General features: G+C 47.5%; 14 protein-coding genes and 1 pseudogene. 12 read left to right on the forward strand and 3 right to left on the reverse strand.

Going from position 1 to position 12,859, the window contains the following annotated elements; all coding sequences use genetic code 11:
- Positions 1 to 285 precede the first annotated feature (285 nt).
- The 3 genes from RUW00_RS13030 to RUW00_RS13040 all read left to right on the forward strand — a co-directional run bounded on the left by RUW00_RS13030 (position 286) and on the right by RUW00_RS13040 (position 2,484).
- Positions 286 to 1,638 carry a glucose-6-phosphate isomerase gene (locus tag RUW00_RS13030; RefSeq protein WP_007408647.1) on the forward strand — a complete coding sequence of 451 codons (1,353 nt, stop codon included), beginning with the start codon at positions 286 to 288 and terminating at the stop codon, positions 1,636 to 1,638.
- A 65-nt stretch (positions 1,639 to 1,703) separates the two neighbouring features.
- Entirely contained in the window at positions 1,704 to 2,057 is a 354-nt protein-coding gene (locus RUW00_RS13035; protein WP_015418089.1) for a hypothetical protein, read from the forward strand.
- A gap of 22 nt (positions 2,058 to 2,079) precedes the next feature.
- On the forward strand, positions 2,080 to 2,484 hold the full coding sequence (locus tag RUW00_RS13040; RefSeq protein ID WP_015418088.1) for a YugN-like family protein: 405 nt from the start codon (positions 2,080 to 2,082) through the stop codon (positions 2,482 to 2,484).
- Here RUW00_RS13040 and RUW00_RS13045 read toward each other — a convergent pair.
- Both RUW00_RS13045 and RUW00_RS13050 read right to left on the reverse strand, forming a co-directional pair.
- On the reverse strand, positions 2,481 to 3,467 hold the full coding sequence (locus RUW00_RS13045; RefSeq protein ID WP_121984666.1) for a potassium channel family protein: 987 nt from the start codon (positions 3,465 to 3,467) through the stop codon (positions 2,481 to 2,483). The genes RUW00_RS13040 and RUW00_RS13045 overlap by 4 nt on opposite strands.
- Positions 3,464 to 3,718: a protein mistic gene (locus RUW00_RS13050; RefSeq protein WP_209387537.1), complete on the reverse strand. Its 255-nt coding sequence runs from the start codon at positions 3,716 to 3,718 to the stop codon at positions 3,464 to 3,466. Before RUW00_RS13050 ends, RUW00_RS13045 begins: the two co-directional genes overlap by 4 nt.
- A 132-nt stretch (positions 3,719 to 3,850) precedes the next feature.
- Here RUW00_RS13050 and RUW00_RS13055 point away from each other — a divergent pair, with 132 nt between their 5' ends.
- From RUW00_RS13055 to RUW00_RS13085, 7 genes are all read left to right on the forward strand, one after another.
- Positions 3,851 to 4,114: a YuzI family membrane protein gene (locus RUW00_RS13055; protein WP_014418740.1), complete on the forward strand. Its 264-nt coding sequence runs from the start codon at positions 3,851 to 3,853 to the stop codon at positions 4,112 to 4,114.
- Positions 4,115 to 4,160: 46 nt separating this feature from the next.
- Positions 4,161 to 4,838 carry a zinc metallopeptidase gene (locus RUW00_RS13060; RefSeq protein WP_003152125.1) on the forward strand — a complete coding sequence of 226 codons (678 nt, stop codon included), beginning with the start codon at positions 4,161 to 4,163 and terminating at the stop codon, positions 4,836 to 4,838.
- A gap of 42 nt (positions 4,839 to 4,880) precedes the next feature.
- Positions 4,881 to 6,170 (forward strand): hemolysin family protein, encoded by a 1,290-nt coding sequence (locus RUW00_RS13065; RefSeq protein WP_007408640.1) that lies wholly within the window; start codon positions 4,881 to 4,883, stop codon positions 6,168 to 6,170.
- Positions 6,171 to 6,260: 90 nt separating this feature from the next.
- Complete coding sequence (locus tag RUW00_RS13070) at positions 6,261 to 7,919, forward strand: glycoside hydrolase family 13 protein (RefSeq protein WP_280144580.1); 1,659 nt, start codon at positions 6,261 to 6,263, stop codon at positions 7,917 to 7,919.
- A 121-nt stretch (positions 7,920 to 8,040) separates the two neighbouring features.
- Complete coding sequence (locus tag RUW00_RS13075) at positions 8,041 to 8,463, forward strand: secondary thiamine-phosphate synthase enzyme YjbQ (RefSeq protein WP_280144579.1); 423 nt, start codon at positions 8,041 to 8,043, stop codon at positions 8,461 to 8,463.
- Complete coding sequence (locus RUW00_RS13080) at positions 8,456 to 9,487, forward strand: NAD(P)H-dependent flavin oxidoreductase (protein ID WP_280144578.1); 1,032 nt, start codon at positions 8,456 to 8,458, stop codon at positions 9,485 to 9,487. Before RUW00_RS13075 ends, RUW00_RS13080 begins: the two co-directional genes overlap by 8 nt.
- A 25-nt stretch (positions 9,488 to 9,512) precedes the next feature.
- Positions 9,513 to 9,764 (forward strand): hypothetical protein, encoded by a 252-nt coding sequence (locus RUW00_RS13085; RefSeq protein ID WP_014418736.1) that lies wholly within the window; start codon positions 9,513 to 9,515, stop codon positions 9,762 to 9,764.
- Between the two features lie 17 nt (positions 9,765 to 9,781).
- Here RUW00_RS13085 and RUW00_RS13090 read toward each other — a convergent pair whose 3' ends face one another.
- On the reverse strand, positions 9,782 to 10,519 hold the full coding sequence (locus RUW00_RS13090) for a protein-glutamine gamma-glutamyltransferase (RefSeq protein ID WP_053285195.1): 738 nt from the start codon (positions 10,517 to 10,519) through the stop codon (positions 9,782 to 9,784).
- A gap of 141 nt (positions 10,520 to 10,660) precedes the next feature.
- Here RUW00_RS13090 and RUW00_RS23015 point away from each other — a divergent pair.
- Together RUW00_RS23015 and RUW00_RS23020 are read left to right on the forward strand one after the other, a co-directional pair.
- Positions 10,661 to 11,701: pseudogene (locus tag RUW00_RS23015) on the forward strand (cache domain-containing protein); the annotation flags it as partial.
- Positions 11,702 to 11,818: 117 nt separating this feature from the next.
- Complete coding sequence (locus RUW00_RS23020) at positions 11,819 to 12,646, forward strand: methyl-accepting chemotaxis protein (RefSeq protein WP_396334720.1); 828 nt, start codon at positions 11,819 to 11,821, stop codon at positions 12,644 to 12,646.
- Positions 12,647 to 12,859: the final 213 nt, after the last annotated feature.

The following is a 12,859-nucleotide window of genomic DNA, read 5'->3' on the forward strand; positions in this document are numbered from 1 at the left end:
AAAAGGAGTACTATATAAAAAGAACCGTCCCATCGGGATTGGCGATGGATGTCATCCTGCTCCAAAGTAAAGGTGATACGTTCCTGGATCATCAACATTCGATTCGTTACCCCTCTCACGATTATTACAAATATAACCATATCGAATCCGGGATATTGTATAAAAAATGAACGCATCTTTAGCGCAAATCCCGTATTCATCCGGCCTTCTTCATGACTTGATTTAGCGGGTGAGTTCATATAAAGTGAAAGAGAAAACAATTCACCGTGATGGAGGGACAAGCAAATGACGCATGTACGCTTTGATTACTCAAGAGCGTTACCTTTTTTCAATGAACATGAACTTACATATGCACGTGATTTCGTAAAAACGGCACACCATAATATCCATGAAAAAACAGGCGCCGGAAGCGACTTTTTAGGATGGGTGGACCTCCCTGAAAACTACGATAAAGAAGAATTCGCGCGCATTAAAAAAAGCGCTGAAAAAATCAAATCAGATTCAGACGTGCTTCTCGTCGTGGGTATCGGCGGTTCATACTTAGGCGCCCGCGCGGCGATTGAAGCGCTCAATCATTCTTTCTATAATGTTCTGCCGAAAGACAAGCGCAAAAACCCTCAAGTTATCTTTATCGGCAACAATATCAGCTCAACTTATATGAAAGATGTTATGGATCTTTTAGAAGACGCTGATTTCTCTATCAATGTCATTTCTAAATCAGGCACGACGACGGAACCTGCAATCGCTTTCCGGATTTTCCGCAAACTTCTTGAAGAAAAATACGGAAAAGAAGAAGCGAAAGCGCGGATTTACGCGACGACAGATAAAGAGCGCGGCGCTTTAAAAACGCTTTCTAATGAAGAAGGCTTCGAATCATTCGTTATTCCTGATGATGTCGGCGGACGTTTCTCCGTTCTGACTGCGGTAGGCCTTCTGCCGATTGCGGTAAGCGGGGCTGATATCGATGAAATGATGAAAGGCGCTCTTGATGCAAGCAAAGACTTTTCCAGCTCGGAATTAGAAGAGAACGCGGCTTACCAATACGCCGTCGTCCGCAACGTTCTGTATAATAAAGGAAGAACCATTGAAATGCTTATCAACTATGAGCCTGCGCTGCAATACTTTGCGGAATGGTGGAAGCAGCTCTTCGGCGAAAGTGAAGGAAAAGATGAAAAAGGCATCTATCCTTCTTCCGCTAACTTCTCAACAGACCTTCACTCTCTCGGTCAATACGTGCAGGAAGGCAGACGCGATCTGTTTGAAACTGTATTAAACGTTGAAAAACCGAAGCATGAGCTGACAATTGAAGAAGCGGAAAATGATCTCGACGGCTTAAATTACTTAGCCGGAAAAACGGTCGATTTCGTCAACAAAAAAGCGTTCGAAGGCACGATGCTTGCCCATACAGACGGAAAAGTGCCGAACTTAATTGTCAACATTCCGGAGCTTAATGCATATACATTTGGATATCTCGTCTATTTCTTTGAAAAAGCGGTGGCGATGAGCGGTTATCTGCTCGGAGTCAACCCGTTTGATCAGCCGGGTGTTGAAGCCTATAAGGTGAATATGTTCGCGCTTCTCGGCAAACCGGGCTTTGAAGAGAAAAAAGCAGAGCTTGAAAAACGCCTTGAAAAATAAAAAGAAGGGCTGGCCCTCAGCATGACGGGTCAGCCTTTTTTAAACCGTGAAAGGTGTGTTGATGAATGATACGACTCTTATGTAAGCATGCCGTCATTTCCGTCTGTTCCGCCGCTATTGTCTATTCGGCACTAAAACTGTCTCCTGAATCCCTCTTACAAACCATCCTGTTTTTCGCTTTCCCTCTCGGCTTGTTTACGGACATGGTCCGGCTGAAACTGAAGATTGGCCGGATGCAGTCGCTGATCACGAAGTGCTGTCTCTATGCCGCCGTTTTCTATATTTCAACGGAAGCCGTTCTCTCCGCAATTGTGACGTATGTTCTGATTGAATGCGCCGTTATCTCTTTCCGGCGTCTGTCTGCCGCTCCCGATTCTTCCCGGGCGCCGTATGAAGATGCCGCAGAGCGGGGACGCTAAAGACAAAAAGGAGCATATGCACATGATCAGCATACCATCTTCACTTGAAGGGCAATCGTTTTTACTCCGCGAATTGGAACAGGTGCTGAAACCGATCGGTTATACCATCGGAGGCGGCTGGGAGTATGACCGCGGGTTCTTTGATTACAAAATTTCCGATCAGGACGGCTATTTATTTCTCCGCATCCCTGTTGAAGCAAATAAGGGACACCTGGATGAACGGGGGGCCGCCGTTACAATCGGCACACCCTTTTTGCTGAGGCACGTCTATCAGCAGGAAACGGATGATCACGCAGGCGGCGGTGTTTTTGAGTCATTATTCAACCAATTCTCCGAGCCGAAACGGCGGGATGCGGCAATTGACCGCTCATATACAGATATCGGCATCTCGCTTGTGAAAGAGCTGGAAGACGTCCTGCTGCATTAAAGAGCCAAAAACAGATCAGTATCGAGCACCTTGTATGTCAGGGGAGGGGTCAGCATCGGCCCCTCTTCTTTTTGTATGCCGATGATCGTGGTATTCCGTTTGAGATAATAGAGCGCACAGTCATGATAAGATGAGCCCTTTAATTCCCCGGGAACGGGAATGATGCGAACCTTTTTCTCCAGCGTCAGATCTGACAGCGTTTGCGGTTTGGCAAGCTGCAGCTTGACCCGGTAATGCTCAAACATCACCCGGCTCGACAGCCGTGATGTGCACAGAATCTTATTGGCTCCTGCGCGCTCGGCGTTTTTGACATACCGTTCCGTTAAAATTTCTACGATACAATAAACGGACGGATGCAGCCCTTTGATGGCGAGAAGCGTTAATACCGACAGCATATCAGCTTCGGATTCATTTTTCTGCTGATCCGCTGTCAGAATGACGGTATCGGCTTCCGTAACATTCGCCTTATTGAGCGTACTGTCATCAGCGGCATGTCCGCGGATGAAATGGACGTTTTCAATAAGCGGCCCTTCCCTTAATGAATCATCAATCAGGACGACAGTTTTTGACGGCGCGATGTGCTGCAGTTCTTTCAGCAGCATATGCGATTTCTCATTCCATCCGATAAGAATGACGTGCCCCTTGCCTTTAAAAGCGACCTTCCCTTCGACATAGCGGTGCTGTTTGCTGAATACGGCTGAAGAAAGCGTGGCGAAATAGGCGGTCACAAAACTCGCTCCGCTTAATACAAGCACCATGCCGGCAATCTGCCCGAGCGGCGTCTGCGGAACGTAATCGCCGTAGCCGACTGTGGCCACCGTAATAACCGCCCACCAAACCCCTTCAAACACAGACGTGAATTGCTTCGGTTCGAGCATGTAAATGAGTTGGCCGAACAATAAGATCAAGGCGATAATGATCAGTCCGATCCGAACATATAACGGCCATCTCAGCCAGGAAATAAATATACGGTTTGATTTCATTCGTCCGGCTCTTCTTTCGACAGAAAGATGGATAAAATCTGCTTAATAATGGTATTTAGTTTTTCGTCCAGCTGTTCCTGGCCGTATGAGTCACGCGCATGTCTGATTAAATCGGCCGTCTCATCTTCAAACTGAATGAGAGGTTCGTCGTTTTCCGATTCATTATAGAGCTGGATGAAGGCGTCAAGCCCTTCGTTCATTCTGTCTATCGCATTGCTCAGCTGTTCTTTCTCGCCATTTGTCACTTTCATGTCGATCACACCTGTATCTTTTTTTATACAGTATGTCCCAGTTCGTTTGATGTCTTTCAAAAATCGACGAAAACATATTCACCCTTATTTTTTCATATGATAAAGAAAGCGGACCGAAAAAGGGTGAGTCGAATGACAGTCATTCAAAAACTGCTGGCGGCGCTGGCCGGAGCGCAGCTGCTCGCTTCGGCGGCCGTATTGCTTATTTTTGATTTGAATGGACACAATCATATGTCCGGCGGATTTTCATGGCTTGTTTTTGCAAAAGAGACCGCAGGCACGTTTCCGTTTTACATCGGAATGGCCGGGTGTATCCTCATCATGCTCGGAGGATTGATTCCTGTCAGAAAAAAGAAGCGGATTTCTGTACAGGAAAGCGGACAATCATTAAAATAATATATAAGCAGATCGTACGATATAAGAGAAAAAGGAAGAGGATAATATGCTGTTTATCTTTTTAACAATTGCTGCATTGGGATTGTCGTTTTGGGCACAATTTAAAGTGAAAAGCAATTTTCAGAAATACTCAGACGTAGAAGCTTCCAGTCAGCGGACGGGGGCGGAAACGGCAAGACGGATTCTTGATATTAACGGTTTATATGATGTGCCGGTAGAACCGGTAAGAGGCACTTTAACAGACCATTACGACCCGACGGAGCGGGTGGTGCGTTTATCTGAGCCGGTATATTACGGCCGCTCCATTTCCGCCATTTCCGTCGCTTCCCATGAAGTCGGACATGCTTTGCAGCATCAGGAATCATACGGCGCGCTTGTGCTGAGGCACAAAATTTTTCCGGTCGTCAATTTTGCCTCCGGGGTTGCCCCTCTGCTTTTCTTGGGCGGGATGCTCCTGGGCAGCTTGAACTTAATCGGACTCGGCATTATTTTGTTTTCGGCCGCTGTTTTTTTCCAGCTTGTCACACTGCCTGTAGAGTTTAATGCCAGCGCGAGGGCGAAGCGGATTATCGTGTCGGAAGGATTCATTCGCAACAGTGAAGAACACGGCGTGAATAAAGTGCTGAACGCCGCCGCGCTGACGTATGTGGCTGCGGCGCTCGTTTCATTATTCGAGCTGCTTCGTTTTGTGATGATTTTCTTAAATGGTCGTGATGAGAATTAACACGAAGGAGGTGGCCCCTTACCGTTTGCGGTAGGGGTTTTTTTGCTTATATTAAAACTGATTCTCATTATGCTGTTAATCGGATTAACGGCCATCTTTGTCGCTGCGGAATTTGCGATTGTCAAAATCCGCGGTTCAAAAATTGCGGAGCTGGTTGAAACCGGAGACAGCCGGGCGCTCGCGGCGCATAGGGTGATTTCAAATCTCGATGAATATTTATCAGCGTGCCAGCTTGGCATTACGATTACGGCGCTCGGACTCGGCTGGCTCGGTGAACCGACGATTCAGCGGCTTCTTCATCCTGTTTTCAGCCTGATCGGAATGCCGTCATCTATTACGCACGTCGTCACGTTTATTGCGGCGTTTATCGCCGTCACGTATCTGCACGTCGTCATCGGAGAGCTTGCGCCGAAAACGATATCCATTCAAAAAGCCGAAGCCGTCAGTCTGTGGACGGCGAAACCGCTTATTCTGTTTTATAAAGTGATGTATCCGTTTATTAAGCTGTTAAACGGCTCAGCCGGATTTTTGGTCAAGCTGTTCGGTTTTCATTCGGTGAAAGAACATGAGGTCGTGGTCAGTGAAGAAGAATTGCGGCTGATTTTGTCCGAAAGCTATAAAAAAGGTCAAATCAATCAATCTGAATTCCGTTACGTCAATAAGATATTTGAATTCGATAACCGGGTCGCCAGAGAAATCATGGTGCCGCGCACCGAAATCGCCGCCATCTCGCTTGAACAGTCAGTTGACGAAGCCATACATTTGATCATCAACGAACGGTATACGCGATATCCGGTTATTAAGGAAGACAAAGATCACATTCTCGGCATTATTAACAATAAGGATTTATTTAAAGCGTATTTTCTCGGCCGCTCCATTGAATTAAAAGAAATTATGCGTCCGGTCATCAGAGTCATTGAAAGCATCCCCGTTCAGGAGCTTTTGATCCGCATGCAGAAGGAGCGGATTCATATGGCGATTCTCGTTGACGAATACGGCGGCACGGCGGGGCTTGTGACCGTCGAAGACATATTGGAGGAAATCGTCGGGGAAATCCGTGATGAATATGACCAGGATGAAATGCCCCACATCGTCAAAAAAGGCGAACACCATTATGTGATGGACGGCAAGGCGCTCATAGAAGAGGTGAATGATCTTCTTGATATCGCCATCGAAAATGAAGACATTGACACGATTGCCGGCTGGCTCTTAACACAAAAAATGGAGCTGAAAAATGGTGATGTGTTTCATGCCGAAGGGTGTGAATTTAAGGTGCTGGAAGCGGAAGACCATCATATCCGCTTCGTTGAAATTAAAAAAACTGATTTCTGAGCCTCCTGCTTTTGCAATGAGGCTTTTTTTTATGGGAAAAATGCTTCTTCGTCCCGCTCCTTCATATGCTGTAAAGAAAGGAGTGTCGGTATGAAAACGGATTGGTGGAAAACGGCGGCCGTCTATCAAATTTATCCCCGAAGCTTTATGGATTCGAACGGGGACGGAATCGGCGACATGAACGGCATCAGAGCAAAGCTTCATTACATAAAAGAGTTGGGGGCGGATGTGATCTGGCTTTGTCCCGTTTTTGACTCGCCGGGCGCGGACAACGGCTACGATATTCGGAATTATAAACAAATTGCCGGCGAATTCGGGACGATGGAGGATTTTGACCGGCTCCTTGCGGATGTCCATTCGCTCGGCATGAAGCTGATTATAGACCTCGTCATCAACCATACAAGCGATGAGCACCCTTGGTTTATCGAATCACGCTCAGCGAAAGATTCCGAAAAACGGGACTGGTACATCTGGAGAGACGGAAAAAACGGCAAAGAGCCGAACAATTGGGAAAGCATTTTCGGCGGATCGGCGTGGGAATATGATCAAGAGACCGGCCAGTATTACCTGCACCTGTTTGACAAAAAACAGCCTGATTTAAATTGGGAAAACGAAGCGATGAGGCAGTTCGTTTATGAGATGGTCCGCTGGTGGCTTGATAAAGGCATAGACGGTTTCCGGGTGGATGCCATTTCTCACATTAAGAAAAAAGAAGGGCTCCCTGACATGCCGAATCCGGACGGTCTCCCATACGTCCCGTCTTTCCCGTATCATATGAATGGGGAAGGCATAATGGATCTCTTAAAAGAGCTGAAACGGGAAACATTTTCGCGCTATCCGATCATGACGGTCGGCGAGGCGAACGGAGTGGCGGCTTGGGAGGCGGCTGATTGGGCCGGTGAAGAAAACGGCATCTTTCAAATGATTTTTCAATTTGAACATCTCGGCCTCTGGGATACGGAAGATGATCAAAGCATTTCCATTCCGGCGCTTAAGCGCGTCTTGTCCGGCTGGCAGAACAGTCTTGAAGGAAAGGGCTGGAACGCGTTGTTTATGGAGAACCACGATCAGCCCCGTTCCGTCTCGGTATGGGGTGACGAACGGTTTTTGACAGAAAGCGCCAAGGCACTCGCCGCGATGTATATGCTGATGAAAGGCACGCCGTTTATTTACCAGGGGCAGGAGCTCGGAATGACCAATGTTTCGTTTCCATCCATTGAAGATTATGATGACGCCGCAATGAAATATCTGTATGAAAAAGAGACGTCCCGCGGCGTTCCGCATGAAAAAGTGATGAAGATCATCTGGAAGAAGGGCCGGGATAATTCACGGACACCGATGCAATGGAGCGGTGAGGCGAACGGCGGGTTTTCTGATGCTTCTCCTTGGCTCGGAGTGAATCCGAACCACACATGGCTGAACGCTGCATCACAAATGCAGGATGAAACATCCGTATACCATTTCTACAAACGGCTGCTCGCCCTCAGAAAAGAACACGGCGTATTGATCAGCGGCACATTTGAATTGCTGCTTCCGAATGACCGGCAGATTTATGCCTATCTAAGAAAAAACGGAACAAAAACCGCCCTGATCATCACAAATCTGTCCCGAACCCCCGCTTTATACAGGCATCCCGGTTATCCGCTTGACTCCGATTCTCTCGTGCTTGCAAACGCGGAGACAGAAGCGCACCGCCATGTGACGTCCTTTCTTTTAAAGCCTTATGAGGCCCGCGTATATATATGGTGAAAAACTTCAGTCCCGAGGCTGAAGTTTTTTGTGATCTGCGTTTATCATCGCGATCCGACAGGAAAAGACAAATACAGAAACGAATATGGGAAAGGAAGAGAAAAAGAAAGGAGGCATTCATATGCTGAAAAAATTGCAGATTCAAACAAACAGACGGGATGAAATGATCGACATCACACATGAAGCTGAAGCGTTTCTCCGCAAAACAGGCGTAAAAAACGGTTTGGCGCTCATATACTGTCCCCATACAACCGCCGGCATTACCATAAATGAAAATGCCGATCCGGATGTGAAGAGGGATATGCTCAGAAGGTTTGATGAAATGTATCCGTGGGAGCACGAACTGGACCGGCATATGGAGGGAAATACGGTGGCACATATGAAAGCGAGTACGACCGGCGCCTCCCAGCATGTCATCATAGAAGACGGGCGCCTGATACTCGGAACATGGCAGGGCGTTTATTTTTGCGAATTTGACGGTCCGCGAAACAGAACCTGTTATATCAAAATACAGGCTGAAACGGAGGAAAACACAAATGAGTGAGTGGATGAGTGCATTATCAATAACAAAGCCCGTCATTCAGGCGCCGATGGCCGGCGGGCTGGTCACGCCGCGTCTGGCTTCGGCGGTATCAAATGAAGGGGCGCTCGGAAGCCTCGCTTCAGGATACGTCAGCCCGCAAGCGCTTGAAAAACAGCTTATCGAGATGAAAGAGCTGACGAACCGCCCCTTTCAAGTAAATCTTTTCGTCCCGGAAGAAAGGCAGATGCCTGAGGCGGAACTGGTTGAAAAATGGAAAGCCCGCATCCCGAGGGCAAAAGACGCCAAGCCGTTCTCTGATCTGAAAGAAGAATGGAATGATTTCGAGGAAAAAGCGGAGCTTCTGATCCGTTACGGAGTCAAAGCGTGTTCATTCACCTTCGGCCTGCCGCCGGAAGAAACGGCGGAAAAGCTGAAGAAAAGCGGTTGTTTCCTTTTAGGCACGGCGACAACGCCGGAGGAAGCGAAGGCCTTTGAAGAACGGGGGATGGACGCCGTTATCCTTCAGGGAATAGAAGCCGGCGGACATCGCGGGTCGTTTCTGCCGGTTAAAGGAGAACCGGCTCTCGGTCTTATGGCACTGATTCCGCAGACTAAAGACGCGCTGAATATCCCGGTCATTGCGGCAGGCGGCATTTTTGACCGCCGCGGCGTGCAGGCGGCCCGATGTTTGGGTGCGGACGGCGTTCAAGTAGGAACACCGTTTCTCCTTTGTGAAGAAAGCAGCGCCTCACCGGCATATCAAAAAGCCATTGCCGAATCAAAAGGAGCCGACACGCGGCTGACCACCCTGTTTTCGGGAAAACAGGCGCGGGGAATCGTGAATCAGTTCATGAAAACATATGAGGCTGACGAGGGAAATACGCTGCCTTATCCGCTGCATAATACGCTGACAAAGCCGATGCGCGGGCACGCGGCTCAATCAGGAGACGCGGAGTATATGTCTTTATGGGCCGGCCAGTCCGCCGCGAAACTTGAAGGGCCGACAGACGTGAAAACCGTTTTGGACGGATTGTGCGAATCATAATCCAGAAATCGTGAGGTGATGGATGATGAAGATTCTTCAAATGTCCTACAAAAAAAGAGGGACTATTGAGTTTGTCTTTGAAGATTTTCCGCATTCCAAAGTCACCATGGCGCCGATTAAAGGGTATTACTTTGTCCGCGCCATTAAATGGAGCCGACGGGACAGAGCCGTCACCCGACATGATTTAGAGAAGTTTGAATGGGCTGCAAACCAAGCGCTCGGCACGACGGCTTTTTACCGGAAAAGAAAAGCATTCCGCATCCCATCGTCAAAATGACAGACGATGGGATTGTTTTAATGCATGATCTGATAAAGCGCGGGTGCATCAAGCCTTGTTGCCTGGTTAAGCAGATAAGCCGGCTGCACGGCATTTTTTTTTCTTAAAGAATTCAATCTCTGGATGATTTGTTCAGCCGTCAGAATCCCGAGACCGTGGGCGAAATATTGATCATTCCCCATCACAATGACATTCTCTCCCCGCCACTGAGCCTTTGCAGGATTAAAATCAGGATTTTTAAAATATAAACAATCTCCCCGTAAAAAGTGGCTGCCGGTTTCCGTGTAGATCGGCAGATGCTCGTAGTGCCAGTCATACAAAGTGATATCCCGGAAACGCCGGTTAAACCGTTCTTCACCCATTGTCTTTAAGACGGCCAGATAATAAATCACAACAATGGCGGTAGCGCATTCAAATGCGTAAAACGCCCCGTTTTCAATAATGTCCCGAATCGCTTTTGAAGCGGGGATTCTGTACTTCAGCTCCAAGGCTCCTTCCGGCGTCACTCTCCAATAAGCCGTATTTCCGTATGTTTTGGCGAAAGTTGCAAATTTCACACCTGATCCGTGCAGTTCTCTTGCGGCTTCCACAATATGGCGGCGCAGCCGCACCTCGAACATCAGTTCAGCAATCGACCCGTAATCGAATTGTACGGGAGAATTGAGCAGTTCATTTATATACGGAACAAGGCTTTCTTCCGTCTGCCAGTTCGCGATGTCCTGAGGCCGAAGCACTTGGCCGGATATGATAATCATCTGCGCGCCCCCTATCTTTTTTTATAAGATATGCAGGAAGCTTGGGCAATGAAAATCAAGTCATAAAAAAGGAGGAAATGTTAACAAAATGTGAAGACTGAGCCGATATATAAGGTATCACACTCGAGGGAGCAGCTTAATATGAAAAAATTCATCAATTGGTGCACAAAGGCATCGATTTCACGTAAATTAATCATTTCATTTATCGTGATTTTAATCATACCGATTCTCGTGTTAGAATTCAGTTCATACCATACGGCGAGCAATTCGCTGGATGATCAGATTTCAGGCAACGCGAAAAATAACATCGAATCTTTTAACACAACGATTACAAATGATATCGGCGCAAAAGCAAAGGCGATTGAATTTTTCAGTGAAACGTTAAAAGGATCATCTTTCTCAAAGAAAAACATGTCTGCTCTTGAAGAAAAGTTCGGGCAATACACGTCTATTCATAAAGACGTAGCCCGTATTTACGGAGGAACGGAAGACGGCAGCTACGCACAGGCGCCGAAGGAGAATACTCCGGCCGATTACGATCCGAGAACACGCACTTGGTATAAAGACGCTGTGAAGGCCGGCGGCACGCTCGTTGTCACCGACCCTTACACCGCGGCAAGCGACGGCAGCATGGTCGTCACCGTGGCAAAGCAGATGCAGGACGGAACAGGCGTAGTGGCCATGGATATTACGATTGACCAGCTGCTGAAGCAGATGCAGGGAATCAAAATCGGGCAAAAAGGCTTCGTGTTTATCACGTCCAAAAATAAAACCTATGTCGCGCATAAAGACCACAAACCGGGCGATAAAGTTTCAACCCCGTGGCTGAATGAGGTATACAGCAAAGACAGCGGCATTATTTCATACAAGCTCGATGATCAAAATAAAAAAATGGCGTTTACGACAAATAAACTGACCGGATGGAAAATAGAAGGGAGCATGGAGCTCAACGAAATTAAAGACGCCTCACAACCGGTGCTGACGATGGGAATGATCGTCCTTGCAGCATCCATTATCATCGGGGGCATTTTAATTCTGTTGATTGTCAGATCCATTACGTCACCGCTGAAACGGCTTGTCCGCTCTTCTAAACAAATCAGCGGCGGAGACTTGACCGAAACCATTGATATCCGCTCGAAAGATGAATTGGGCGAACTCGGCGCGAGCTTTAATGAAATGGGAGAATCTCTGCGCGGACTGATCAGCGCGATCCAAAACTCTGTCGACAACGTGGCCGCGTCATCGGAAGAGTTGACCGCTTCAGCTTCGCAGACAAGCAAAGCGACGGAACATATTACAATGGCGATTGAGCAGTTTTCAAACGGAAACGAAGAGCAAAGCGAAAAAGTCGATTCAAGCTCAGCCAAGCTGAATCATATAAATGACGGACTCGCCGCCGTTTCCCGCACATCATCATCCATTACGGAAGCATCTAAACAATCGAAGGAAGCTGCCGGCACCGGGGAAGAATATGTGCAGCAAACAGTCGGGCAGATGAATCTCATCAATCAATCGGTCCAGCAGGCGGAAGCGGTTGTAAAAGGCCTTGAGGCCAAATCAAAAGACATCACTAATATTTTAAGAGTCATCAACGGCATTGCCGATCAGACAAACCTGCTTGCGTTAAATGCAGCCATTGAAGCGGCAAGAGCCGGTGAATACGGGCGGGGCTTCTCAGTGGTAGCCGAAGAAGTGCGCAAGCTTGCCGTCCAATCTGCCGGTTCTGCCAAAGAGATAGAAAAACTCATTCAGGAAATCACGGCTGAGATTAATACATCGCTTCACATGTTCACCTCTGTTAATGAAGAAGTTCAATCAGGACTTGCCGTAACGGACCGCACGAAAGAAAGCTTCCAGAATATCTTCGGCATGACAAACGATATCGCCGAGAAGCTTCAATCGATGAACGGTACGGTTGAACAGCTGTCAGACAGCTCCCAGCACGTTTCAGCCGCGGTGACGGATATTGCGGACGTATCTAGGGAAAGCGCAGCAAGCATTCAGGATATTGCCGCATCCGCAGAAGAACAGCTTGCATCAATGGAAGAAATCAGCACATCAGCCGATACTTTGGCGCAAATGGCCGAAGAACTGCGGGAATTAACGAAACAATTTAAAATCAACTAGTAAAAAAGGACGCTTTCCGGATGGAAGGCGTCCTTTTTTATAGTGACAGCCGGATAATTAAATAAAAAGTCTTGCATACAAAAGGAGTACATAGAACCATTTTTCATTTATGACTTCATTTTCAATGTAATAAAAAGGGAGTCGGCCGATATAAACAGTAAATGATTGAAAGAGGTTTACAAAATTGAAAAAAACAGCAAAAAAAATCGCCAG

Source organism: Bacillus sp. IS1 (assembly GCF_032461585.1).
Lineage (GTDB): Bacteria > Bacillota > Bacilli > Bacillales > Bacillaceae > Bacillus > Bacillus velezensis.

Coding starts and splice junctions, on each gene's coding strand:
- RUW00_RS13035 (WP_015418089.1), top strand. CDS start 1,704: ATGATACGACTCTTATGTAAGCATGCCGTCATTTCCGTCTGTTCCGCC.
- RUW00_RS23020 (WP_396334720.1), top strand. CDS start 11,819: ATGGCGATTGAGCAGTTTTCAAACGGAAACGAAGAGCAAAGCGAAAAA.
- RUW00_RS13040 (WP_015418088.1), top strand. CDS start 2,080: ATGATCAGCATACCATCTTCACTTGAAGGGCAATCGTTTTTACTCCGC.
- RUW00_RS13030 (WP_007408647.1), top strand. CDS start 286: ATGACGCATGTACGCTTTGATTACTCAAGAGCGTTACCTTTTTTCAAT.
- RUW00_RS13070 (WP_280144580.1), top strand. CDS start 6,261: ATGAAAACGGATTGGTGGAAAACGGCGGCCGTCTATCAAATTTATCCC.
- RUW00_RS13050 (WP_209387537.1), bottom strand. CDS start 3,718: ATGAAAGTGACAAATGGCGAGAAAGAACAGCTGAGCAATGCGATAGAC.
- RUW00_RS13080 (WP_280144578.1), top strand. CDS start 8,456: ATGAGTGAGTGGATGAGTGCATTATCAATAACAAAGCCCGTCATTCAG.
- RUW00_RS13090 (WP_053285195.1), bottom strand. CDS start 10,519: ATGATTATCATATCCGGCCAAGTGCTTCGGCCTCAGGACATCGCGAAC.
- RUW00_RS13085 (WP_014418736.1), top strand. CDS start 9,513: ATGAAGATTCTTCAAATGTCCTACAAAAAAAGAGGGACTATTGAGTTT.
- RUW00_RS13060 (WP_003152125.1), top strand. CDS start 4,161: ATGCTGTTTATCTTTTTAACAATTGCTGCATTGGGATTGTCGTTTTGG.
- RUW00_RS13055 (WP_014418740.1), top strand. CDS start 3,851: ATGACAGTCATTCAAAAACTGCTGGCGGCGCTGGCCGGAGCGCAGCTG.
- RUW00_RS13075 (WP_280144579.1), top strand. CDS start 8,041: ATGCTGAAAAAATTGCAGATTCAAACAAACAGACGGGATGAAATGATC.
- RUW00_RS13045 (WP_121984666.1), bottom strand. CDS start 3,467: ATGAAATCAAACCGTATATTTATTTCCTGGCTGAGATGGCCGTTATAT.